Below are 23,750 nucleotides of genomic sequence, written 5' to 3' on the forward strand. Positions count from 1 at the left end.
TTTTACCTCGGCACTTCCACCGACTTCACGATCTGTGAGATCACTTCGTCTGCAGTAATACCTTCCATCTCACGTTCAGGTGTCAACATAATACGATGACGCAGTACATGCGGCAACATGTTGACAATATCATCAGGCGTAACAAAATCACGGTTATGCATAGCGGCAACAGCTTTCGCACAATTCATCACCGCCAGTGATGCACGTGGTGATGCACCCAGGTACAATGAAGCATTGTTACGTGTTTCATGGATCAGAGCGGCAATGTAGTGCAGCAGTTTATCTTCAATATGTACCTTGCGTACCAACAGCTGGTAGTCCATGATCTGTATGGCTGTCACCACACGTTCTACCAGCTTCGTCAGATCTGACAAGCCGTTATAATGATGCATGGCCTGCAACATAGAAATTTCTTCCGCCAGTGCAGGATACTTCACTTCTATCTTGAAGAGAAAACGGTCCAGCTGTGCTTCCGGCAGTCGATAAGTACCTTCCTGTTCTATCGGGTTCTGTGTGGCCACTACCATGAACGGAGCAGGTAAGGGATGCGTGATGCCATCGTTGGTAATCTGTCTCTCTTCCATCACTTCAAACAGGGCCGCCTGCGTTTTTGCAGGGGCACGGTTGATCTCATCTATCAGCACCAGGTTACTGAATACAGGACCACGCTTATATTCAAACTCTCTTTTCTCAGGATTGAATATGGAAGTACCTATCACATCCGCAGGCATGATATCGGGTGTGAACTGCAGCCTGGAGAAGTCTGCATCTATGCAGCGTGCCAGCAGTTTAGCGGTCAGCGTTTTGGCCACTCCCGGCACACCTTCTATCAGTACGTGTCCTTGTGTAAGCAGCCCTGCTATTAACAGATCAATCATCTCATGCTGACCAATAATTACCTTGCCTATCTGCTCCCGGATGGCCACTACCGCTTCATGAAGAGCGGTAAAATCAGTACGGGGCTGAAATGTAGTTTCCTCCATTATTTCGTATTTAAATAGAACGCTTGTATATTTTTATAAAATCGCTGTAAATACTCATCTGTAATAACATACTCAGATTGCACCTGCTGAATACTATGCAGGATATCTTTCACCTGTTCCAGCGGCATCACTGCCTTGCGCGACAATGCTTCTGCAAATGCGTTATCCAGGTTATTAGTATTCAGATAATAGCGCGTGCGTACAAACTCCTGCCACTGCAGAATGATCTTCTGCGCAAGGTTGCGGTTATCATGCTGCTGATAATACAACTGCCCGAGTGCATCCACAAATTCCAGCGAGTTATTCACCAACAGAGGCTTTTCAGGAATAATACGCTGCCTGCGTTTGCTTTCAAACAACATATAGATCAATAGTAATGCCACAGCCAGCCATAAAGCCCAGCGCATTGCCGGATAACGCATCAGCACCTGCCATTCGCTGAAATCAGACGACTGACGATAGGTCTGATATTTATAAAACTCATCCCAATACACATGATCCATGTAGAGATTGGTATATGCCAGTTGCCTTTCCAGCGATACGATATTACGGCGGTGCAGCAGGAAATAATTGGTCAGTGTAGATGGCTGTAACAAGAGGAATACAGCGCCTTCTCCTACTGCTACTCTCACAAAATCAGGACGCTTGAATGCATCAGTACCCAATATAGTAGTACGGCTGGTATCCATTTTTGTAACGAAGCTGCCGCCCCTGATACCCTTACGGGAAAAGGCGGTGTCGGGCGCGAGGTTCCTGTTCACATAACGCTGGTCAGCATTAGTAAAAGACTGGAAAATACCTTCATCATCTACAGCGATATTCAGATATTCCAGTAGCATACTATCCGGCTGATTGGATGCGATGAATAACTGATTACCTGCTGATGCAAATCTGATCATATTCTTTGCATCTTCTGCTGAAGTATATAGTCTGTCTGCTACGATGATATACAGGTTATAGTCTGTAGAGGCCAGCGTTTCATCCCTACTGTACGTGCGGGAAAACGGCTTGGTAACTACCTGTGGTTTGATATCATAGTAAAACAGATGAGACAGGGCATTAAACATCACATAACATCCACCGGGGCTTTTATCCTTGTGGGAAAAGCTTTGCCGTGCGAGTTCTCTCTCGTCAACTTCTTTACTGTCTGGTTTATCCGTACGTGACGAGAAGACCAGCAGGATCAGAAATACCAGGATAATGGCGCCGATTATTGCTATTAATTTTGATTTCACCGGGTATAGCCTAATTCGTTCATAAATTGACGGAACTGTCTGTGTATAACGTTGAACTGTTCATCATTCACAGGCATCTCTCCGTACCAGATATATTCATAATCCAGTGTCAGCGTCGCAAATGTTTTATACCACGGTGTAGACACCAGGCTGCGCAGATAAGCTGCATTGGTTTTCTCCCTGCTATAGGTAACGATCCCTTTATCCATCAGTACCCGCAGTGTTTGCAGGTATAGCAGTCTTACCGCTACTCTGAACCTGCCGGAAGAGATAGCTTGTTCTATCTGCTGATGATATGTTTCTGTATCCAGTTCTTCCTCTGTCAGTTTTACCGTCTTATCTGCATCCGGTTTTGTTCTTTTAAACAGGTAACCATTCTGCTTCAGGTAGAGATATAACAATACGCCTACACCTCCTAATATGAAACATATGATCGTGAATGGGGAAAGCCCTACCAGGCGAAGGATCGCTGCAAAGATCTCGTTAAGCCAGGACATGTCTTTTTGCGGCTTTGGTTCTTTTTTCTGGTATTGCAATTCCTTGTCAGCCAGCAGTGCTTTCATGATGGTATCAGGCACTGCTCGTATCACCAGTGGATAGTCTGCATAAGATTCCATCGTGTCAGCCATTGCCGGCATTGCCTCATCCCACAGGTGATGGTCTATCAGCATTTTTTGTGCCTGCTGACTGATATCTTCCCTGGCGTTTGAATCTGCCGCTTCTTCTGCAGCCTCCCTTTTTGCAGCAGTAGCCATCATATCTTCAGCTACCATGGAATCCCATTTCTCCGGAGGCACCGACGTCTGCGCCTTGACGAACAAAGGCAGGCACAATAATACCAGGATATAATGTACACGCTTTTTCCTCATTTCACAGGCTTTATAATAGTTGCTTTAGGTCCGAGCTTATATCCTTTACGATGCAGATAGATCGGGTAAACAATAAAGTAACCAAGAATAAATAACAGTGACAGCAGCAATATGCTGACACTGGTCCATACAGGCATAGCAGTATGCCGGGTTACGAAACCTTCCAGGAAGGCCGCCACTATAAATATCGGTATCAGTGTCACTACTATTTTTACGCCATCGCGGGCTGTATTTTTCAGCGCATCCAATCTTTTACGTGTACCCGGAAATATCAGTCCGCTAACCATCACAAGCCCGGCGCAACCGGCTATTACAATAGCAGAGATCTCCAGGGTGCCATGTATCCAGATCACCAGTACAGATTTAAGGCCTAATCCTTTTGCGAAGAAATAATACTGGAAAGCGCCCAGCATGACAGCATTCTTCATCATCAGCCAGAGCGTACCAATGCCCAGCGTAAGGCCGCTTACAAAAGTGAGCATCGCTACAGTAATATTGTTCTGCGCTATTTTCAGGAACATTACCAGCTCGTTTTCCTGTTTATAAACGCCAAAAGGATCGCCGTTATTGATATTCTGTTCTGTTCTACCCACATATTCATCTCCCAGTACACCCCGTACAAAAGTTTCATCGTGGGCGGCAGAAAAAGCACTGATCACACAAAACAGGAGGAAGAATAGAAAGGTGAAAAGGAACAAACGATGGTATTTGCGGAACAACAGCGGTAGCTCATAAATGAAGAAATTGCGGACCCGGCCATCCCGCTCTTTCCGGTTACCATAAATAGTATGATAAATACCAGCAGCCAGGCCGTTAATATAACTGGTCACCTTACTGAAACTATAGAAGGTTTTGGCATATGCCAGATCATCCAGCAGGCTGGTAAAACGTTCCGCCATCTCGTCCGGATCTTCGGCAGGTTCTTCCTGGTATCTTTTCCAGCGCTGCAGATTCTTTTTTATGAAGGTTGATTCACGCATGGGCTAGTCTGTTAGTCCGTCATCCATAGTTGATAAGCTATAAAGGATAAGCCATCAAATGTTCATTTAAAGGATTTCGCTCAGAATATACAAAAAAATGACCCCGGCAGCTAATATTAATTAAATAAATGTAGCTAGATTAGTCAGCAACAGCGCCGTTCGGACCACTGCTCTACCGCTTATGGTCTAAGATTATAGACTACTGGCAAACATATACATTAATTAGTAAATTTATACATGGCCTCTATAAAAATACCCACTTCTTTCAATATAGATCTCGAATTTGAGACAGCTAACCTTTTCCAGCGTTTCCTGGGTTGGTTGCTGGATGCGATCATCAGGCTGGTATATTGTATTGTGTTGGGTTACACGGTGTATAACATGCAGCTGAGCGAGACGGCCAGTTACGTGGTATATTTCTTCCTGGGTGTATTGCCCATGCTGTTCTATTTCCTTGTGCTTGAGATCATTATGAACGGACAAACGCCGGGTAAGCTGATACTCAACATCAAGGTGAGGAATATGCAGGGAGGCAAGCCCAGTATCAGCCAGCATCTGATCAGATGGCTGTTCCGCATGATCGAAACGCCCTACATTTTCTGGAATGGTATTATTCCCATCATTGCCATGTTAAGGTCGCCGTACGACCAGCGGCTGGGAGATATTGTGGCCGGAACGATCGTTGTAAGCACAAAGACAAAGGCGAGCCTGAATGAGACGATCTTCAGGGATATGTCGGCAGTGGATTATCAACCGCATTTCCCGCAGATCCTCAAGTTATCTGACAGAGATATGAATAAGATCAAAACGCTGATGGACCAGGCTATCAAGTCCAATAATCCGGAGCTGGCTGCGCGTGTTGCTTATCGTGTAAAAGATGTGCTTGAGATTAAAACGGATATGCAGCCGGCGGAATTCCTGGAAACGGTGTTGAATGACTATAACTACTACACTACGCGATAGCTGCCGGTCGCCAAATAAATGACAACCGGCAGGATAACTAATTATGGCAAAAAAGTGATTATACGGCAGGATTTCCGATACTACCTATCTGGCTATCCAGTGAAGCTCCGGTAGGACGGCCGGCAGGACCTATATAACGGATGTCTTTGCTGAACGCCAGGATCGGATAAAAAATAATCCCCAGAAGCAATAACCCCACGGTGAACCCGACATCTTTCCCAAAGCTTTTGCTAAGATCATGGGTGAGCATAATAGGCAGGACGATCCATCCGTAGATCGGGATCAGGAACATAAAAATGTACCACCAGGGTTTCCCTACAATTTCCAGCATCACAATTAAACTATAGATAGGAATAATGCTTGCCCAGCCTGGTTTACCAGCCTTTTCGAATACTTTCCAGCCACAGACAATCATCAACACACAAACAGCCACATAAAACACCATAAGAACAACGAATGCGCCACCCATAGCAGCAGCGCCTGAAGAATCGTAGGAAACGTCTTGCATAATTAAAGGTTTAGGTGAAAGGATATATGTATAGAAATTGAACATAATGCCTGTCGGATCGTGGTGTAAAAAAGATCTTTATTTCATGGAGTATGGAGCCGCTGCGGGGTTCAACCGGTCACTGATACAAGACATATAACATCGGATGTGACGAAATTGATCACTGAGGAACGCAGTTTTTGTTCACTTTTTTAAATAATTCTCATAATTCTTCTTTTAAGATTTGTTATTTATTTCAATTAGTGTACATTTGCAGCCGGCAAGTCTTATACGACCAGCTCCTGCTGAACTCCCCCAGGACAGGAATGTAGCAAGGGTAGGCGGTTGTAGCGGTGCGATGTAAGTAACTTGCCGTTTTTTTTTATTTTATATTCCAGGTCATCGGTCAATAGATTCAGTCGAATTACTATTCACTCTCGTTCTTCAATAAAGGATGACCTGACCTACCAATGCGTTCCAACTGTTTATTTCGCGATTGTCCGGTTTCTGTGTTCATTCTAAATGAATCAGTGAGTACTGTTGATTATATTTTATTTGTTCCGTACTATTGTGACGGCAATTAATTATTAAAAAGGACTAAATCATTTCACAATGAAATTCTTCATAGATACTGCAAATCTGGCACAGATTAAAGAAGCAAACGACCTGGGCGTTCTTGACGGTGTTACCACCAACCCTTCCCTGATGGCTAAAGAAGGCATCAAAGGCGAAGCTAACATCCTCAAACATTATGAAACAATTTGCGAGCTGGTAGATGGTCCTATCAGTGCAGAAGTATTGTCTACCGAGTTCAACGCCATCGTTGAAGAAGGTAAGAAACTGGCTGCTATTCACCCAAACATCGTGGTGAAAGTGCCAATGATCAAAGACGGTATCAAGGCGCTGAAATGGTTCACCGACAACGGTATCAAAACTAACTGTACACTGGTATTCTCTGCAGGTCAGGCAATCCTGGCTGCTAAAGCAGGTGCTACCTTTGTATCTCCTTTCATTGGTCGTATTGATGACAGCAACTGGGATGGCGTTGAGCTGATCGCCCAGATAGCACAGATCTATAGCATCCAGGGCTTCAAAACTGAGATCCTGGCAGCTTCTATCCGTTCTCCTTTACACATCATCAAATGTGCTGAAGCCGGTGCAGACATCTGTACATGTCCGCTGGATTCAATCCTCGGTCTCCTGAAACACCCGCTGACTGACATCGGTCTGGCGAAGTTCCTGGAAGACGCTAAGAAAATGTAATCTTATTTTTAGATGGTATACTCCCCGGTGCAAGCCATGCATCGGGGATTTTTTTTGCGGGCGGGATTCCTTACCCCTGGTCTCCTGTTGGCGCGGAGCTTCAAGCAGGGGAAGATGGCATACATCAACTCCGGAGATATTACATGTCTATAGCTGTGATGACAGGCCAAAGCATAATATATAACTAAAAATCAACTATTTATATTCAGTTCTAATCCGTAACTTTTATATTTTTTCTGATTCTAGTAATTTTACAACAAATGAGTATTGATGATACCAGAAGCAAACTTAAAAATATCATTGACGGAGTTATCATTGAGGGGGCAACAGATAATTGCACAGCAACCCGAAATATCCTATGCTCAAGCTTTAGCACAAGTACAACGGTTAAAAGAGATTTCGAAAGTAAAGCAATCGCAAAAAAAGAGCAGGTCGAATTCTTAAAAAGATATGCATCTGAACATGGTCTCTTAATAAAGTAAGCCCCCAACGAATCCCAGTTTCTAGCCAGAGGAGGTGAATCAAAAGTGTATTTCGAAGTGGAAACTAAAAGTGTTATTAAATTAAACGATGGGATTTACTATGCTACCTGGTTGGAATTCTTTAACAGCATTGTAATTCATAATCTTCTTTTCCCCAACACCTGCTATAGTTTCCTCGGATTTATCGAAATAGGGTAATGTGAAGCATAAAACCCATTACAGGAAATTTGACAAGCACCTGCGCAGCAAGGCCGCCCGGCCTAATCAATGCATGCGAAGCTTTGAACCACATCTAACAAAGCCTATTGACTCAAATATTTTTGAATGACTTTTTATAAATAAACTTTCATTCTTTTCTGAAAGTATTGTAATTTTGATATGCCATTATACGTTCCGGCGTTTGAATACATAGGTGTCGAAAGACACACGTTCATTTATTTCTTTAATTGCTAAATGATTGTATTATGATTCAGCCGAATATTCCGGAAACAGGCATGCCCCGCGTAGTAATTGTAGGTGGCGGTTTTGGAGGTATCAACCTGGCAAAGAAACTCAAAAACGCCCCCGTACAGGTTGTAATGCTGGACAGGAACAATTACCATCTCTTCCAACCCCTCCTCTACCAGGTATCTACTGCCGGTCTTGAAACAGATAGTATCGCTTTTCCGCTTCGCGGGATCTTTAAAAACCAATCCAATTTCTTCTTCCGTATGGCCGAAGTAACCGGTGTACGGCCCACAGAAAACATACTGGAAACAGGTATCGGGGATTTACATTACGATTACCTGGTACTCGCCACAGGCAGCACCACCAACTTTTTTGGTAACAAGATCATTGAAGAACATGCCATAGGTATGAAGTCGCTCATTGAGGCTGTACAGATCCGTAATTATGTGATCAAACAGTTTGAGGAAAGCCTGCTGCTGGAAGATGAAGAACAGATCAGGTCAAAACTGAACTTCGTGATGGTAGGCGGCGGTCCTACAGGCGTAGAGCTGGCAGGCGCTTTCGCAGAACTGCGTAAGTATATCATGCCGAAAGATTATCCCGAACTGCCGGTATCGCTTATGAACATCTACCTCATTGAAGGCAGCGGCCGTATCCTGAACGGCATGAGTGAGCACTCTTCACAGAAATCACTGGAAAGCCTGGAAAAATTGGGTGTGAAAGTATTGTGCAATGCGGTAGTAAAAGAATACGATGGCAAAACACTTTTGCTCAGCAATGGCGAAACACTGCAAACACAGTCCTTGTTGTGGGCTGCAGGTGTAAAAGGTGTGCCGGTAAAAGGTATTCCACAGGAGTCAATATTACCGAACGGTCGTATACAGGTGAATGAATTCAACCTCGTGAATGGTACGCTCAACATCTATGCTATTGGCGATATTGCCCAGATGGTGAATGATCCTAAGTTCCCGAAAGGTTATCCGATGGTGGCGCAGGTGGCGATTCAACAAGGTGCTAACCTGGCAGAGAATATTGTGAAGATGATCAAATCTGCCGGACGTGGTTTGAAAGAGTTTAAATATAATGATCTTGGTAGTATGGCCACCATCGGGCGTAATCATGCGGTGGCTGAATTCGCAGGGATGAAGCTGAGCGGATTTATGGCCTGGATGGTGTGGATGGCAGTACACCTTATGAGCCTCCTTGGATTCAGGAACAAACTGGTGGTGTTCAGTAACTGGTTCTACCGTTACTTCACGTTTGACCGAGGTACACGTATTATCATTAAACGTGGTGCTGCAAATATTGTGAAACTCCGTCAGACTGTTGTCAGCTGATATTCTGCGGAAGATGCATAACGCGACATATCATCCGCAGTGATAAAAACAACACGCGTCTATAGTACATGATACCGTGAACGCACTACTATTTCATCATCCGTAGTAGTAAAACAACAACGCGTCCATAATACATGATACCGTGAACACACTACTATTTTATTATCTGTAGTGATAAAACGACAACGCGTCCACAGCTTCATATGCTATGGACGCGTTGTTATTTGATATTGTTATTATTTACGGCTCAACATGGAATTCAGTGTGGTGGTAGTGACCAGTTCATCTGCACGTCCGCCTAATGCACGATAATAAACAAGGATCGTGTAGTTATTTTCCGCTTCCCACCAGTTTCCCTCCGTCAATTCAGTACTGGGTTTGCTGCCTACAACAGTATTATCCACTAATGCATATACGTAGTTATAAAAACCCTGTTTCAGGAACAACGTTCCTTCATATGCTTTGGTGGCAGGATTAAATACCATCTTACTGTTATCGTCGCACTCGTAATTAGTCAGTTCTCCGAGAATGAACATGTCATAGCCTGCATATGGCTCTGGAACCGGGAAAGAGAAATGCACAGTAGCATAATCTCCTTCAAAGAAAGGATCATAATCATCCAGTGTAGCCAGGTAGTACAATCCGTTGATATCCTTGATATACTGGTACATCTTTCCTCCCCGTTCAAAATCGGGAAGAGCATAGATATCTGTATGATCTTTTGCATACTCTGTGTTCTTCACTCTTTCTGTCTGCAAGCGGAAACTTCGCAGATCAATCCAACGCCATTCCTTACCTGCCGGCATCACACAGTCTACCTCCCAGTTGTATTCCAGTACGCTACCTTTAATGAACAATGGGCGGGGGAATTTGATAGCATTATCCCAACGATAGTTCTGCAGAATAACCACTTTCATCTGGTCAAATGGATTCGTGATATTCAGTCCGGCAGTATTGACAGAGAAGTTTACCTTCTGGTGTGTCCGGAACACCTTCGGCGTAACAGGTTGCTGAATAAAACCAGTTACACTGGCTTTATTGGCTATCACCAACATGCGGCGGGTAAGCACCAGCTGGCTGGTATCGCTGTCCAGGTATACCTTCAGCAGGTAGTTGCCCGACCTTGTAGGATAACAGTTCTGGTTGGGCAGCTGTACCGAATAGTGGGTATATTTCTGTAAAGCGATGCTGGAAAAGCGGTAGTCCTGGATCCTGTTTTCCGAAAAGCCCCGCAGGTATTCCACCTGGTTGATCTGGGCTCTTGACCAGTCGGCATTACAGAGAACGAACGTATAAAAGTAGTTCTTCACATCATTATCCATGTCGTCAAAGCTTAGTTCCAGCTTTTCCTCGCCATTGAGGGTAATAATGGGGTAACTGAGCTGATCGCCGGCCTGGTTCAGCTTTACAGACCGGATATTACTGTAGTAAACGTGGTCAGGACTGATAGTATTCTCCTGCGCAGCTACCGGCGGAACGTAGGCCAGTAAACATATTACAGGTATACAGAAGAAGGTTTTTATCTTCATAATAGCATTTCAAGTAACCATTAAGGTACTATTTTTTCGATTTGTACCGGCAGCTCATTATAATATAAGCGGCCGGCTGTTTATGATTATATTCAATACATTTGTCTTATGAATTTGCCATTCTTCATTGCTAAGCGGATTGCCTTCAACCGGTCATCTTCCTTTTCCAAGTTCATTATCAATATTGCTATTGCAGCTACCGCGATCAGCGTAGCAGTAATGATACTGGCTGTGGCCCTGGTGAATGGTTTCCAGGAGGTTATCCAGCAGAAGATCTTCAGTTTCTGGGGACATATGCACATTACCCAGTATCAGCCTAATGCCGGTCCGCTGACCGAACAATTTCCCTTTGCTGCGGATAGCACCATGGTGGCAAAACTCAGACAGATAAAGGGTATCAATACTATAAACGCTTATGCGACCAAATCTGCTATAATAAAAGCAGAAAAAGATCTGGAAGGCGTCATTTTCAAGGGTGTAGACCGTCATTATAACTGGAATCATCTGCAGCAATTCCTGCAGGAAGGCTCGATTATCCACTATAACGACAGCAGTTATGCACCGGAAGTGCTCATCTCTGTCAGGCTTGCAAAAGAATTACAACTGAAACTGCATGATCCGCTGATTATTTACTTTATCCAGGGACCGGGACAACCGCCCAGGGCGCGTAAGCTGACCATCAGCGGCATCTATAAGACGGGTATTGAAGAATATGATAAGACATATGTGCTGGGCGATCTTGAACTGATCCGCAAGCTGAATAACTGGGAACCTGGCAGCATCGGGGGCTATGAGATCTTTACAGATGATTACCAGGAAATAAAAGAAGTAGGCACGGAAGCCTATAACGTCATTCCGGATCACCTGTTCATCCGTTCTATCGCTGATATCTATCCCAACATCTTCGCCTGGCTGCGTTTACAGAATAAAAATAAGGCCATTATCCTGGTGATTATGTCCATTGTGGCAGCCATCAACATGATCACGGCTATCCTTATTCTCATCCTGGAGCGGACAAACATGATCGGTATTTTGAAGGCACTGGGCATGCGTAATACCAGGATGCAGGAGATCTTCATCGTCCAGGCGGCTTATATCGTGATAGCAGGGATTGTGCTGGGGAATATTCTTGGGGTTGGTTTAGCCATTCTACAAAAGGCCACCGGTCTCTTTAAATTGCCGGAAGAATCCTATTACATGTCCGTAGCGGCTATTTCACTACGCTGGTGGCAGGTGCTGCTGATTGACTTTGGCACCTTGTACCTTTGCGTATTGGTATTGATACTGCCGTCCCTGATCATCAGGAAGATCACGCCTGTGAAGGCAATACAGTTTAAATAATCTCTTTTAAATTACGCTAAGCAGCTCCGGTTTCAGTATGGGATGGCGGTCAGATGTAATAGTTCCTGTTTTATCGTTATCCTGTACTACACCAGCAATCTTCCGCAGATGATACCTGCTGCGACACCGGCATTCAGGGATTCTGCCCCTCCCAGTCTTGGGATAGTGATCTTATAAGTACTTGCGGCGATCACGGCATCACTCAGTCCGCGGGACTCATTACCAATCAGGATAATACCTTCTTTCAGCCTGGAGAATTCGGTGATGTTTGTACCATGTAAGGTGGCGGCATAAGAGGGCACGCCAGCCTGCTGCAGCAAAGTGACAATATCACTTTCCAGTATGCTTACACGGGCGATGCTTCCCATTGTGGCCTGGATAGTTTTAGGATTATAGGCATCCACACAATCGGGCGAACAGATGATCTGACGGATGCCGAACCAGTCGGCTATACGAATGATGGTACCCATATTACCGGGGTCCTGGATGGTTTCCAGCGCTAAGGAGACCGTTCCTTTTAAGGATGCAGGCGCTATTGCAGCAGCGCCGGGAATGTCCAGCAGGGCCAATGCCTGATTGGGTGTAGTCAGTGCTGACAGCTGCTTCAGGACACTTTCTTCTACTTCAGTAACCCGTACTGCGGGTGTACGGTCCAGCAAAGACCGATGAGTACTGATCCAGGCGGCAGTTGCATACACGTCCTGCACGGGAATGCCTTCCTGCAGGAGCTCCGGAACGATCTTATCTCCTTCAGCAATGAACTGGCCGGATTTTTGACGGTATTTTTTATGCTGTAATGATTGAATATACTTAATTTGCGCCTTCGACAACATAGAGCCAAACCTACATGAATTCTTTTAATCGGCAAAGCCACGCGGACTGGCCTCTATGGAAATAAACAGAAAACAAAGCTTCTAACTATTAATAATTGTATTGACTCTGATGCAGCAGCGGCCACATAGTTCCCTTTTCATCTATCTGAACTATATAATCATCCTGATGACCACACTGGCGCTGGCTGCTTGTTCCAATACAAAATACCTGCAAAAGAATCAGCTGCTGTATGTGGATAGTGACGTGGATGTGAAAGGGGAAACATCTTCTGCTGAAAAACAGGATATCCGTGCCTCCCTGAGTTCCAAACAACTCATGCTGCAACAGTCCAATACCTTGTTTATGGGTACCCGTTTCAAGGTATGGCTCTACAACCAGAAGTACAATGAGAAGAAATCCAACTGGTTCTGGAACCTGATGCTGGCGCCCCGTAACCTGGAAGAACCCGTGATCTACGACTCCACCAAAACCAAGGAATCCATAAAACGCATGGTCAGCTACCTGAATAACCAGGGCTATTTCTATGCTACCGTAGATTATGAGGAATCCATCAAAAGACAGAAAGTAAATGTCACCTACAAGGTCAATACCGGTAAGAACTTTGTGATCAACAAGATCCGTTATGAGATACCAGACACCAACCTGTTGAAACTGGTCAAAGAACACGAAAATCTCGCCCTGATCAAGTCGGGTATGGCCTATAAACAGGAAGCCCTGGGCAGCGAGCGTGAAAGGCTGATGCGTGTGATACGTAATGCCGGCTATTATAAATTTGACCGTAATGCAATCGAATTTGAGATCGATACCCTGCATAAAATCCTGTTCCGCAACCTCATGAACCCTTTCGAAGGGATCGTTAACGTGTATAATGAGCGTAAGGGTCAGGAGATGCCGAAAATGGATATCACCGTTAAGATCTGGAATCCGGAGGACTCTTCCCTCCGCTATGAACAGTATACATTGGACAGTATTATTGTCTATCCTGATTATCCGGTGTATGGCAGTACTGCCGACTCACTGTTTAAGACTACTCAGCGTAAGGATCTCACTATCCGCTATCGTCAGGATATCCTGAAGCCGGCCGTGCTCTATAGATCTGTTATTCTGAAGAAGGATGAACGTTTTTCCCAGCAACGTACCAACGATGCCATCAGCCGTCTCTATGATCTGGGCGCCTGGCAGTTTGTAAACCTGCAGTACAGGGAACGCAAGGACACACCGAATACGCTAAGTACTTACATCTTCATGACGCCCAAACGCCGTCAGGAGATTGGAGCCAACTTTGAGGTCAGCACGAGCTCTGACTACCTGGTGGGTAGCGGTATCAGCCTGAACTACCGGCATCTGAACATAGGCCGTTCTGCTACCCAGCTGAACATCAGTCTCAATACCGGCGTTGAACTCATCCGTACCCAGGGCAACTGGATGCTGCAATCGCAGGAAATAGGCGGACAGGTCAGCCTGATCTTCCCCAGATTCATTACACCTTTCCATATTGCCCAGCGCAGCCGGTCTACTACAGTACGTACCAGGCTGACAGCGGGGGTTGATTACCTGACCCGTTCGGCGAAGTTTTACATCTCCAACGTAAACGCCTCTTTCGGATATGAATGGAATCAAAACCTCTATAAGCGCTGGATCGTCAAACCTATCTCCCTCAACTATGTGGGGGTGAATCTGAATGCCGGATTCCGCGACAGCATCGTGAACAAAAACCCTTATCTGAAAAGAAGCTTCGAACCTGCATTTATTGGTGGTGAGAACATCACTTACATCTATAGTAACAATGATATACTGCACCGCAACCACTATTCTTATTTCCGTGCGAATGTCGAAGAGTCTGGTGCCTGGTTGAATGGTATCAACAGTCTCTGGGGCAGTATTTCTGGTAAGGGTACTGATCTCGAGAGTCTGACTAATATGCCGATTGCCAATTTCCTTAAACTGGAGGCTGATTACCGGCATTACTGGACGCTGACAGATCATACGGTGCTTGCCACCCGTATTTATGGTGGTGTGGGTATTCCTTACGGCAAATCCGATGTAATGCCATATATCCGTCAGTTTACGGCTGGCGGTCCTAATAGTATCCGTGCCTGGCGTCTGCGTACACTTGGACCAGGTACATTTAAAGACAGTTCTATTACTGCCAGCAACTTCCCTGACCAGACTGGCGATATGAAACTCGAAGGGAATATAGAGTACCGTTTCGACCTGTTACGCCTGTTTAATGGTAGTATCAACCTCAAGGGGGCGACTTTCCTGGATATGGGGAATATCTGGATGCTGAAGAAGGATACGATTCGTCCGGGAGGTGAGTTCAGGTTGCAGAACCTTTACAGGGATCTGGCAATAGGTACAGGTGCTGGTTTAAGACTGGATTTTTCGTTCTTTTTGATAAGGCTGGATTGGGGTGTACCAGTGAAGGTGCCTTATTATACGGGAAATAAGAATGGATGGTATCTGAGCCAGTGGCAGCTGGGAGATGCGACATGGAGGAGGAATAATATCATCTGGAATGTGGCGATAGGGTATCCGTTCTGATTTGGCGGATGCGTTGCTCCCGGGTTGATTATTCAACCGGATTGCGTTGTTCAGATTTTATTGTTTCCGGATTGCATTATTCGGATTGCGTTATTCCCCGGGTTTGCAACCCGGGGCTACAAACAACGAGACTCCTAACGGAGTCTACGCGAATGATTAGTTTGTTTACGCTCTTATTTTTTTACGACGTTCTTCGCTTCTTCGATAAACTGCTCAATTTCCCACGCATCTGCCAGTTTAAACTCCCCTATTCTCGTACGGCAAAGACTGCTCATATAACCTCCTACTCCAAGGGCAGCACCGAAATCGTTGGCCAGCGAACGGATATAGGTACCTGTGCTGCAAACAACGCGGAAGTACACTACAGGCATTTCTATTTTGGTGATCTCAAATTCTTTGATGAAAACAGTGCGGGGTTCCACTTTTACTTCGACACCTTTGCGCGCCAGTTCATAAATGGGCTTACCATTCTGTTTGATGGCGGAATGTATCGGTGGAAGCTGTTGCTGTTCGCCAAGGAACTGGCGGGTAGTGTCATGGATCAGTTGATCAGTAATGCCATCCAGCGGTTTGAAATCTGTTGGTTCAGATTCCAGGTCGTATGTAGGAGTGACAGCACCTATGGTGAAAGTACCAGTGTATTCCTTTTCCTGCGCCTGGTACTCATTGATCTTTTTCGTCATTTTACCTGTACAGCAGATGAGCAGTCCTGTTGCCAGCGGATCCAGGGTACCGGCATGACCGGTTTTCGCCTTTGTAGTGTTCCTGATCTTTCTTACAATATCGAAAGAGGTCCATTTCAAAGGTTTATTGATAAGTATTACCTGTCCTTCTTCGTAAATGTTTTTTTCTGCTGTCTGATTCATCCCGCAAAGATAATGGAAACCCGGAATGCGCATTCACTCAGAGATAGATCTGTTACGCTACTTATTCATTGTTCCAGATCTCCCAGCTTGCTTCTGCCTGTAATATCAGCATCTCGTGACCATTCTTGATAGTCGCTCCTCTGTCGGCACCTTGTTGTAAAAAGGCTGTCACAGCAGGATTGTAGATGAGATCGTACAACAGATGCTTATCCGTCAGTTGTTCATATGGCAATGCAGGAGCTGCGCTGACATTAGGATACATCCCCAAAGGCGTTGCATTAACGATCAACGTATGAGATGCCATAGTAGCGGCATCCAGCTGTTCATAGGAGATTGAATCTGCAGAAGCCTGCCGGCTAACCAGCTTATAAGGAATGTTCAGGCCTTCCAGCACATACTGTACTGCCTTGGCAGCACCACCGGTGCCAAGCACCAATGCCTTGTTATGATGTGGTTGCAGCAAAGGTTCCAGAGATCTTCTGAAGCCGATGGCATCAGTATTGTGACCTTTCTTACGACCATCTTTGAAGTGGATGCAATTAACAGCTCCTATCTGTGCAGCAGCAGGACTCAGTTCATCCAGGTAAGACATGACGGCTTGCTTATAAGGAATGGTCACGTTCAGTCCCTGCAGGTCAGGATATTGCGCCAGCAATGCAGGTAATTCATTTATTTCCGGTATAGGGAAACTTTCATACATGCAATCCCTGATACCCTCACGGGCAAATTTCTCGGCAAAAAAACCTTTGGAGAATGAATGACTCAGCGGATATCCAATAAGACCGTACACCTTCATAAGAACGGATTATGCTTTATCCAGGAACAGGTGGAAAGTGTCACCTCTCAGGCCGATACGCATTGCTTCCAGGGAGATCACTTCATGTGGCGCCAGGTTACCCAGGTTCACATTACAGCCGATCAGTTCCAGGAAGTACAGCTGCTGCGCTTTCTGTGGCGCTTCCCAGATGATCTTCTCTGAAGGAACCTTGGTCAGGATCTCCTGTACCAGGCCTTCCCTTACTTCACCACTACCACGGTAAATACCCACATTACCACTTTCACGTGCTTCTGCGATCACATATGTGGCGCCCGCACCCAGTTCGGCATTCATGAGTTCAATCCATTTATAAGGGGGAATGATGTGTTCAGCATCTTTAGAACCTACTTCACTCAGCACAACGGCAATCTTTGACAGCTTCTCGATATAGCCGCATTTTTCAGCATGCGGGATGGTAATGGAACCATCAGATACTTCAATATGTTTGATGTTGTAATCTTTGATCACATTCACAAATTCATCAAACTGATTACGGATAAGAAATGCTTCAAATAAAGTTCCGCCGAAATACACAGGAATATTGGCAGATTGGTATAGTTCTATTTTCTGGCGCAGGTTAGGTGTTACAAACGAAGTTCCGAAACCAAGCTTCAGGATATCAACGTGAGGAGACGCTACTGATAAAAAATTCTTAGCTTCTTCCAAACTTAACCCTTTATCCATCACCATGGTTAAACCATGATTACGAGGTTTCTTTGTCCGATCGGGAATTTGTGTCAGATTAAAATTCATTTGAACATTTTTTTTCGTCTTGACGGTCTGTAAACTAATCAACTATACTTCACTGGTTTTCAGGAATAGGGATCGGCCCATCTTATATTAAACCGGCGCAAAATTAACATATTCCGGTTTAAAGAGTTTCAAATAAAGGATTTTATCAGAAAGAAATTTTCTTATCTCATAAGATACTAAATATCAGCAAATTAAAATAAAAAATGCGTAATATAAAGTGCGAAATTACAGCACATCATATTACGCATTTAAGGAACAATGGTTCCTGATAAGAGATTTATTACTTCCCTTTTTTGGTACGTTTATACCTGGTGATAAGTTCTACGATACCGGGATGTTGCAACAATGTCGGATCCAGTTCTATCAGTTTCTTCACATGTTTTGCATTGACCTGAAGTGCTGTTTCCAGTTGTAACATACCTTCTTTGGATTTACCGGTGGCGAACATAATAGCGGCCCGGTAGTATTGCAGGACAGGCTTATGTCCTACTTTCTGTGTAGCGGCTTCCAGCTGTACCAGGGCTTCTTCGAAGAAACCGGAGATATAGAGGCCGCGGATAAATTCCTGCCAGGGAGTGATACTGGAAGGACGGATGCGTACAGCTGCGAGGAGATGAATTAATCCTTCTTTGTTCTTGTCCAGTTCAATATAACACTGGCCCAGTGCTATCAGGTATTCGGCGCTGTTCTTATTGATCTTGATAGCACTGTTAATAGATTTGATAGCATTCTCCCAGTTGGCCTCTGTCATGTAAGCTATACCGATCTTATAGTAGAGCTTATCATCACTTGGGCTCAGATGGGAGGCCTTACGATAGTAGTAGCGGGCCTGGGTGTATTTACGCTGACGTTCGTAACAGTGGCCGATAGCTTCGTAAATAACATCTTCCGGCTTGGCAATCTCCAGGTGCTTCTTCAGCACATCAATTGCTTCGGCATATTTACGGAGCCTGATGTAGGCATCGCCCATATTGCGGTAGGCATAGTCAAATTTCTCATCAATTACGATAGCGTATTGATAAGCATCAACTGCCTTTTCATACAATTTGAGTCCCTGGTAAGCGGTGCCAAGATTAAACCAGGCCAGCTGATTGTAGGGATGCTCATTGATGATGTTGGTATGGAGGCGGATACTTTCTTCATTCCGCCCGGTAAATTCCGTCCAGAAGCAGATCTTATGTAAAGCCTCTTCGTTATTGGGATCGTGTTCGAGCGTGAGGCGCAAACAGTCAAAAACCTTTTCAAACTCTTCACAGTCGTCATATACATCGGCCAGTTCCAGCAATAATTCAGTCTTATCTTCTCCTTCAAATACGGCAATCTGTTCTTCCAACACGGCCGCAGCTTTTTCATGCTGGTTCATAGCGAGGTATACATCAGTCTGCAGGATGTAGAGGTTAATATCTGTACTATCCAGTATGGCTGCTTTTTCCAGCAGGTCCATTGCTTCCTGGTATTTCTTTGATTCTATGAGTAGATTGGCCTTTTTGAGTAAGAGGGTGGAAGAATAAGGGAACTGTTCAATAGCCATTTCAGCAGCCTGCATGGCATTAGGAAGTTCATCATGCTCATCATAGTAGTCTATGATCAGTTCGAAAGAATCCTCGTCGAGAAAGGAATGAGACTGGCCAGCTTTCAGGTTTTCAAACTGCTGCAACAAGTCTCTTAACTCCTCAAAATCGTCGTTTAAAAATGGAAAGTCTTGATTCATTAATGTAAATATAAGTATTTTTTGAATCGGGCGTCTATCGCCCGGGGTTCCCCGGATTCTTTAAATTATTTAACATTACTTTAAGTTTTTTTCGTATCTTCGTTAAGAATTTGTTATATAATATATAGAAAAGTTTGTACATTTGTGATACAATGAAACAGCTAACCAACATATTGCAGACCTTTTCATTGTCTTTTTTATTGGCTGGCATCCTGGTAATAGCGGGATTGACGGCTAAAGCCAACGATAATTTAACTTCCGATAATAAAGACAAGATAAAGAAGAACGAAACCAAACTTTCCCTGACAGGTTTGTCCGGGAAGGCAAACTTAAGCCTGGATGCGGGATTTCGTTTCAATGGCGCCATGAGCTCCAACTTTAAGTTGTCGGAAAATAATTCCTGGAACTTTAAGTCAGTAATGACAATCAAGAAAGGGAACGTAACATATGTATTGCCATATGCTACGCAAATACAACCACCTTCCAACATGAATTTTCATCAGCTGCACATAGTGCTGCCTCTGAGGAAGAATTGATTACATTGATTATTTGCATTCTGCATAAAAAGGTCCTGTTGTAGACGGGACCTTTTCATTTTTGGTGCGCGGGGAATGCCGGTCCCGGGGCGCCCATTGGATTATCCCCATCTCGGGGGGATCGCCATCCCCGGGGTTTGCAACCCCGGGCTACAAACACTGGGACTCCTACCGGAGTCTATTATGTTTTGTTGAATGAATTGTTGTGCACCGGCATTCCCCCAGGTACGCAATCCGTGATACAAACACACAATCACCTACCGGAGTCCTATTATGTTTTGTTGAATGAATTGTTGTGTACCGGCATTCCCGAGGAGTATGCGATCCGTGATACAAACACGCGATCCCCTGGAGGGAGCGCCAATTATGTATGATCGACTACGTTCTATCAATCAAAAATAAAGGGCTCCGTCAAAGACAGAACCCTTCAAAAGTTATGAGGCAGAACCTTATCAGCTACCCATTTTCTGCAATTCTTCACGACTGATCTCCTTATATCCTGACTTAGGCGTGTCAAAGAAAGATCCCGGCACTGCATAAAGGTCAACCTTAGTCGCCACTACATGCATTCTGGAGCCGTTTTTATTGATGATCTCAAACTGTAAAGGCATACCCTTCAGATTTACAAACCGGCGGTTATGCTGCTTATTTTCCGGCAAAAGCTCAGTGGTATAGTAAACCTCAAATGTCTGCCCATCAGGCATTTTACCAATCGCCTTTTTACAGTTATAGCCAGCAATCTGTTTGGTTTCAGTACCATCCTTAAACTGAACCTGGCTATATTCCTTCAGTTCCTTGTTGTATTCTTCCTTACCAGCACGGATCAGGTACTTATCCCCATGATTATCAATCAGGGTAACCACCGTTTCTTCACGGCTGTTAATGAGATAGCTGTAATGAACTGTTTTAAAATCTATATCCACCCTGCTCAGGTGCCCCTTCATGTATTGGGTGAGTGTACCTCCTTCAAAAGAGGGATCTGCCTGTGGTGGTGTTTCGATCTTGTAAACGATCTTCGCGTCTGATACCAGGCGCTGGGCAAACAGGCTACCGGTGATCAGGCAACAGCATAAAAGTGTTAAAATAGCTTTTTGCATGACAGTAATTATTTCATCCGCAATGTTTAAAAGTTAAGGCCGGATGTCACCTTGCATAATGTTTCCGCTGTATAGGGATCGACTATGCCTGACTTCATAGGTTATATTGAAAAAATCATACCGGATTACCAGACCATTTTTTCCTTATCCAGAAAGGCTTTTATACCACGCTGGCAATCAGTATGTTCCCTCGTTTCTGCGTTCAATCTGGCTGCCTGCTCCAACGCATTATCCAGGGGCTGGTCAAAAACGTCTGTGATCAGCTTTTTGGTAACTTTCAGGGAATTAGCGGAAGCACCGGTACAGAGATCCTCAGCTATTTTTGCTACATGTTCTGCAATGCGGTCAGCCGGTATTACATCATTCAGCAAGCCGTAACTGGCCGCTTTTTCGGCAGTGACCAGTCTTCCTGTCAATAACAGGTCGCGGGCACGCCCCTCCCCTATTTTTCTGACCAGAAATACAGCTACAAGGGCTGGTACAAAACCAATTTTCACTTCGGTATATCCCAGCTTTGCCTCGGGTACTGCATAACTCAGATCACACAGTGTGACAAGACCACAGCCGCCGGCAATAGCATGTCCTTCCACCTGGGCTATTACTATTTTATCGTGATAGTAGATCTGCTGCATGAGCTGCATCAGTTCTTTTGAATCGGCAAGATTTTCTTCTCTGGTATTTAACTGGAGTTGTTGGAGATATTCAAGGTCTGCTCCGGCACAAAAGGCTTCGCCAGCGCCTTTTAATATGATCACTTTCACACCGGGATCACTTTCCGCCTGCTTGAAAGCAGCGCGCAATTCTGCTACCATAGCGCCATTCAGCGCATTGCGTTTTTCAGGCCGGTGCAGCGTTATGCTGGCTACACGGCTTGTAACATTATATAGGATATGTTCGAAAGCCATTATTTATGGATTGGCGATTTCAGATCGCAGAATGAATATAACAAGAACTTGTTGAATTCTGAGATCTGAAATCGCCGGCTTTCTAAAATGATGTGTTTATCGTGTTATTTCTTCAATTACATGTCCGACGTTACCGCTCGGCATCTGAATACGTAACAATGCAGCGATAGTAGGAGAAATATCTGTCATACCTACGGTACGGTTGCTTTTACCTGGATTGATACCCCAGCCCATCCATACCAGCGGTATATGCGCATCGTAAGCATACCACAGACCGTGAGTAGTACCTGTTTTTCCACCGTCAATGAATCCCGGTTTAAGTACTATCTGGATATCACCACTGCGTTTCCTGTTAAAACCGTTGTTCATCATTGTACGCATAGGTTCTGCCAGAGTAGTTGTCATCAACTCCTGCAATGGAAAAGCATTGCTGATGGCAGGATCTTTCAGTAAGGCATTGATGATAAACTCACGTACATCTTTTGAAGACTTCCCTGCTTTTGCAATCGCTTCATTATTCAGGTATAACTGGTAGTTGCTGGCACCGGAGATTGCTTTATCCACACCCACCTGCTCTTTTACCAGTTTATTCAGATCACTTACTATTTTTCCTTCGCTCCAGACACCACCAGGTAATTTGTTTTCCTGCATAAAACCGGGAACGTGTGCAACGCCATGATCGGCAGTGATAAAGAACAGATATTGTCCTTTACCGACCGCTGCATCCAGGTACTGGAAGAAAGTAGCCAGGTCTTTGTCCAGGCGCAGGTAAGTATCTTCTATCTCAACAGAGTTAGGGCCAAACTGATGGCCTACATAGTCAGTGGATGACAGGCTGATAGCCAGCATGTCAGTCACATCTCCTTTACCCAGTTGGTAAGCTTCCAGTGCTTTCTTGGCAAATTCCAGCGTCATTGTATTACCAAAAGGCGTAGAAGAAATAGCCTTAAACGGCATACCGGTTTCACCACCCAGCGCATATGGGAACACAGGTGCATTACCTGGTTTGAAAGGACCTTCATATGGCTTATTGTCGGCAGTGCTCAACTCGTAAGTCTCAATCGGATATAAAGTCGACCATGGATGACTGAGATAACGTGCCGGCCATTTCATACTGTTAAAATCCACCGCCCATTCAGGCAGCTGATTCATATAGTAAGTGCTGGTCACCCAGTTGCCGGTGCTGCCATCATACCAATAGGCGGCGGTGGCGCTGTGACCTGCAGGGAGGATAGCTCCACGGTCTTTGATAGCGATACCTACCACTTTACTCCGGAAATTGGTGGCCAGGCGTAATTCATCGCCAATAGTGGTCACATCCATGTTACGGGGACTCATTTTACCGGCATTGGAAGAGCTTCCTACTGTATTCACGGTAGAATCTTCCGCGCAATACATATCCCTGTTCAGGTCCCTGTTGTACCAGTCATTGCCTACTATACCGTGTATGGCGGGCACGGATCCGGTGTATACACAGGTATGACCGCAGGCAGTAATAGTGGGAGTATAGTTAATTAACGTATTTTCGCAGGAGAAACCATCTTTCAGTAACCGCTTAAAACCACCATCTGTATAGCGGTTAGCATAACGATAGAGATAGTCCCAGCGCATCTGATCTACCACGATGCCGACCACCAGCCTGGGGCGGGTAATTTTTTTAGAGGCAGCGGGTTTGCTCCATGCAGTAGTGTAACCAGGTTTGGGAGAGGTAGCTTTCTGAGCGTCAGTAGATTGTGTAACCAAAAGGGCAGCCGTTATGAACACACACGAC

20 protein-coding genes, 1 other RNA gene and 1 pseudogene are annotated in these 23,750 nt (G+C 44.9%); 8 read left to right on the forward strand and 14 right to left on the reverse strand.

Features of this window, described 5'->3' with window-relative positions:
- Nucleotides 1-2: 2 nt before the first annotated feature.
- Genes BLR32_RS22940 through BLR32_RS22955 form a run of 4 tightly spaced genes read right to left on the reverse strand, consistent with a single transcriptional unit; the run spans nt 3 to nt 4,067 of the window.
- Nucleotides 3-983 (reverse strand): AAA family ATPase, encoded by a 981-nt coding sequence (locus BLR32_RS22940; protein ID WP_089835200.1) that lies wholly within the window; start codon nt 981-983, stop codon nt 3-5.
- On the reverse strand, nt 983-2,218 hold the full coding sequence (locus BLR32_RS22945) for a DUF4350 domain-containing protein (protein ID WP_089835201.1): 1,236 nt from the start codon (nt 2,216-2,218) through the stop codon (nt 983-985). The genes BLR32_RS22940 and BLR32_RS22945 overlap by 1 nt, the downstream gene beginning before the upstream one ends.
- Complete coding sequence (locus tag BLR32_RS22950; protein ID WP_089835202.1) at nt 2,215-3,087, reverse strand: DUF4129 domain-containing protein; 873 nt, start codon at nt 3,085-3,087, stop codon at nt 2,215-2,217. Before BLR32_RS22950 ends, BLR32_RS22945 begins: the two co-directional genes overlap by 4 nt.
- The gene (locus tag BLR32_RS22955; protein ID WP_089835203.1) at nt 3,084-4,067 is read right to left on the reverse strand and encodes a stage II sporulation protein M; all 984 of its coding nucleotides are present in this window, start codon (nt 4,065-4,067) and stop codon (nt 3,084-3,086) included. The genes BLR32_RS22950 and BLR32_RS22955 overlap by 4 nt, the downstream gene beginning before the upstream one ends.
- A 237-nt stretch (nt 4,068-4,304) precedes the next feature.
- Between BLR32_RS22955 and BLR32_RS22960 the strand changes: the two genes are divergently transcribed.
- Nucleotides 4,305-5,030 carry an RDD family protein gene (locus BLR32_RS22960; RefSeq protein WP_089835204.1) on the forward strand — a complete coding sequence of 242 codons (726 nt, stop codon included), beginning with the start codon at nt 4,305-4,307 and terminating at the stop codon, nt 5,028-5,030.
- Nucleotides 5,031-5,088: 58 nt separating this feature from the next.
- On the opposite strand, the gene BLR32_RS22965 is transcribed toward BLR32_RS22960, so the two are convergent.
- The gene (locus BLR32_RS22965) at nt 5,089-5,538 is read right to left on the reverse strand and encodes a DUF5684 domain-containing protein (protein WP_089835438.1); all 450 of its coding nucleotides are present in this window, start codon (nt 5,536-5,538) and stop codon (nt 5,089-5,091) included.
- A 257-nt stretch (nt 5,539-5,795) separates the two neighbouring features.
- Here BLR32_RS22965 and ffs point away from each other — a divergent pair.
- From ffs to BLR32_RS22985, 4 genes and pseudogenes are all read left to right on the forward strand, one after another.
- An RNA gene (ffs, locus tag BLR32_RS22970) (signal recognition particle sRNA small type) lies at nt 5,796-5,895 on the forward strand.
- Nucleotides 5,896-6,129: 234 nt separating this feature from the next.
- Nucleotides 6,130-6,780, forward strand: coding sequence for a fructose-6-phosphate aldolase (gene fsa / locus BLR32_RS22975; RefSeq protein ID WP_089835205.1), 651 nt, complete (start codon nt 6,130-6,132; stop codon nt 6,778-6,780).
- Nucleotides 6,781-7,280: 500 nt separating this feature from the next.
- Nucleotides 7,281-7,460 (forward strand): annotated as a pseudogene (locus BLR32_RS34650) (putative polyvalent protein kinase domain-containing protein); the annotation flags it as partial.
- A gap of 266 nt (nt 7,461-7,726) precedes the next feature.
- Nucleotides 7,727-9,046, forward strand: coding sequence for an NAD(P)/FAD-dependent oxidoreductase (locus BLR32_RS22985; protein WP_089835207.1), 1,320 nt, complete (start codon nt 7,727-7,729; stop codon nt 9,044-9,046).
- A gap of 236 nt (nt 9,047-9,282) precedes the next feature.
- On the opposite strand, the gene BLR32_RS22990 is transcribed toward BLR32_RS22985, so the two are convergent.
- Nucleotides 9,283-10,575, reverse strand: a complete 1,293-nt coding sequence (locus tag BLR32_RS22990; protein ID WP_089835208.1) for a type IX secretion system plug protein — start codon at nt 10,573-10,575, stop codon at nt 9,283-9,285.
- A gap of 108 nt (nt 10,576-10,683) precedes the next feature.
- On the opposite strand from BLR32_RS22990, the gene BLR32_RS22995 reads away from it, so the two are divergent.
- Nucleotides 10,684-11,916: an ABC transporter permease gene (locus tag BLR32_RS22995; protein WP_089835209.1), complete on the forward strand. Its 1,233-nt coding sequence runs from the start codon at nt 10,684-10,686 to the stop codon at nt 11,914-11,916.
- An 86-nt stretch (nt 11,917-12,002) separates the two neighbouring features.
- Here the strand turns inward: BLR32_RS22995 and BLR32_RS23000 are convergent, their stop codons facing one another.
- Entirely contained in the window at nt 12,003-12,749 is a 747-nt protein-coding gene (locus BLR32_RS23000; RefSeq protein WP_089835210.1) for a TrmH family RNA methyltransferase, read from the reverse strand.
- A 109-nt stretch (nt 12,750-12,858) separates the two neighbouring features.
- On the opposite strand from BLR32_RS23000, the gene tamL reads away from it, so the two are divergent.
- The gene (gene tamL, locus BLR32_RS23005) at nt 12,859-15,294 is read left to right on the forward strand and encodes a translocation and assembly module lipoprotein TamL (RefSeq protein WP_089835211.1); all 2,436 of its coding nucleotides are present in this window, start codon (nt 12,859-12,861) and stop codon (nt 15,292-15,294) included.
- Between the two features lie 173 nt (nt 15,295-15,467).
- On the opposite strand, the gene truB is transcribed toward tamL, so the two are convergent.
- From truB to BLR32_RS23025, 4 genes are all read right to left on the reverse strand, one after another.
- Complete coding sequence (gene truB / locus BLR32_RS23010) at nt 15,468-16,160, reverse strand: tRNA pseudouridine(55) synthase TruB (protein WP_089835212.1); 693 nt, start codon at nt 16,158-16,160, stop codon at nt 15,468-15,470.
- Nucleotides 16,161-16,221: 61 nt separating this feature from the next.
- Entirely contained in the window at nt 16,222-16,956 is a 735-nt protein-coding gene (locus tag BLR32_RS23015; RefSeq protein WP_089835213.1) for a shikimate dehydrogenase family protein, read from the reverse strand.
- Nucleotides 16,957-16,965: 9 nt separating this feature from the next.
- On the reverse strand, nt 16,966-17,730 hold the full coding sequence (locus tag BLR32_RS23020; protein WP_089835214.1) for a phosphosulfolactate synthase: 765 nt from the start codon (nt 17,728-17,730) through the stop codon (nt 16,966-16,968).
- Between the two features lie 280 nt (nt 17,731-18,010).
- Nucleotides 18,011-19,441 carry a tetratricopeptide repeat protein gene (locus BLR32_RS23025; RefSeq protein WP_089835215.1) on the reverse strand — a complete coding sequence of 477 codons (1,431 nt, stop codon included), beginning with the start codon at nt 19,439-19,441 and terminating at the stop codon, nt 18,011-18,013.
- 152 nt (nt 19,442-19,593) lie between these two features.
- On the opposite strand from BLR32_RS23025, the gene BLR32_RS23030 reads away from it, so the two are divergent.
- On the forward strand, nt 19,594-19,977 hold the full coding sequence (locus BLR32_RS23030) for a hypothetical protein (RefSeq protein ID WP_089835216.1): 384 nt from the start codon (nt 19,594-19,596) through the stop codon (nt 19,975-19,977).
- Between the two features lie 452 nt (nt 19,978-20,429).
- Here the strand turns inward: BLR32_RS23030 and BLR32_RS23035 are convergent, their stop codons facing one another.
- The 3 genes from BLR32_RS23035 to pafA all read right to left on the reverse strand — a co-directional run bounded on the left by BLR32_RS23035 (nt 20,430) and on the right by pafA (nt 23,722).
- Entirely contained in the window at nt 20,430-21,074 is a 645-nt protein-coding gene (locus tag BLR32_RS23035; RefSeq protein ID WP_089835217.1) for a hypothetical protein, read from the reverse strand.
- A 125-nt stretch (nt 21,075-21,199) separates the two neighbouring features.
- Complete coding sequence (locus tag BLR32_RS23040; RefSeq protein WP_089835218.1) at nt 21,200-21,979, reverse strand: enoyl-CoA hydratase/isomerase family protein; 780 nt, start codon at nt 21,977-21,979, stop codon at nt 21,200-21,202.
- 96 nt (nt 21,980-22,075) lie between these two features.
- The gene (gene pafA / locus BLR32_RS23045) at nt 22,076-23,722 is read right to left on the reverse strand and encodes an alkaline phosphatase PafA (protein WP_245705504.1); all 1,647 of its coding nucleotides are present in this window, start codon (nt 23,720-23,722) and stop codon (nt 22,076-22,078) included.
- Between the last annotated feature and the right edge of the window lie 28 nt (nt 23,723-23,750).

The organism is Chitinophaga filiformis (assembly GCF_900102545.1).
GTDB classification, from domain to species: Bacteria; Bacteroidota; Bacteroidia; order Chitinophagales; family Chitinophagaceae; genus Chitinophaga; species Chitinophaga filiformis.

What these genes read in the sequence shown, in the direction of transcription:
- truB (WP_089835212.1), bottom strand. Translation starts at nt 16,160, where the DNA reads ATGAATCAGACAGCAGAAAAAAACATTTACGAAGAAGGACAGGTAATA.
- BLR32_RS22990 (WP_089835208.1), bottom strand. Translation starts at nt 10,575, where the DNA reads ATGAAGATAAAAACCTTCTTCTGTATACCTGTAATATGTTTACTGGCC.
- BLR32_RS23000 (WP_089835210.1), bottom strand. Translation starts at nt 12,749, where the DNA reads ATGTTGTCGAAGGCGCAAATTAAGTATATTCAATCATTACAGCATAAA.
- tamL (WP_089835211.1), top strand. Translation starts at nt 12,859, where the DNA reads ATGCAGCAGCGGCCACATAGTTCCCTTTTCATCTATCTGAACTATATA.
- BLR32_RS22995 (WP_089835209.1), top strand. Translation starts at nt 10,684, where the DNA reads ATGAATTTGCCATTCTTCATTGCTAAGCGGATTGCCTTCAACCGGTCA.
- fsa (WP_089835205.1), top strand. Translation starts at nt 6,130, where the DNA reads ATGAAATTCTTCATAGATACTGCAAATCTGGCACAGATTAAAGAAGCA.
- BLR32_RS23035 (WP_089835217.1), bottom strand. Translation starts at nt 21,074, where the DNA reads ATGCAAAAAGCTATTTTAACACTTTTATGCTGTTGCCTGATCACCGGT.
- BLR32_RS23030 (WP_089835216.1), top strand. Translation starts at nt 19,594, where the DNA reads ATGAAACAGCTAACCAACATATTGCAGACCTTTTCATTGTCTTTTTTA.
- BLR32_RS22940 (WP_089835200.1), bottom strand. Translation starts at nt 983, where the DNA reads ATGGAGGAAACTACATTTCAGCCCCGTACTGATTTTACCGCTCTTCAT.
- BLR32_RS23040 (WP_089835218.1), bottom strand. Translation starts at nt 21,979, where the DNA reads ATGGCTTTCGAACATATCCTATATAATGTTACAAGCCGTGTAGCCAGC.
- BLR32_RS22950 (WP_089835202.1), bottom strand. Translation starts at nt 3,087, where the DNA reads ATGAGGAAAAAGCGTGTACATTATATCCTGGTATTATTGTGCCTGCCT.
- BLR32_RS23020 (WP_089835214.1), bottom strand. Translation starts at nt 17,730, where the DNA reads ATGAATTTTAATCTGACACAAATTCCCGATCGGACAAAGAAACCTCGT.
- BLR32_RS23025 (WP_089835215.1), bottom strand. Translation starts at nt 19,441, where the DNA reads ATGAATCAAGACTTTCCATTTTTAAACGACGATTTTGAGGAGTTAAGA.
- BLR32_RS22960 (WP_089835204.1), top strand. Translation starts at nt 4,305, where the DNA reads ATGGCCTCTATAAAAATACCCACTTCTTTCAATATAGATCTCGAATTT.
- BLR32_RS22985 (WP_089835207.1), top strand. Translation starts at nt 7,727, where the DNA reads ATGATTCAGCCGAATATTCCGGAAACAGGCATGCCCCGCGTAGTAATT.
- BLR32_RS22965 (WP_089835438.1), bottom strand. Translation starts at nt 5,538, where the DNA reads ATGCAAGACGTTTCCTACGATTCTTCAGGCGCTGCTGCTATGGGTGGC.
- BLR32_RS22955 (WP_089835203.1), bottom strand. Translation starts at nt 4,067, where the DNA reads ATGCGTGAATCAACCTTCATAAAAAAGAATCTGCAGCGCTGGAAAAGA.
- BLR32_RS23015 (WP_089835213.1), bottom strand. Translation starts at nt 16,956, where the DNA reads ATGAAGGTGTACGGTCTTATTGGATATCCGCTGAGTCATTCATTCTCC.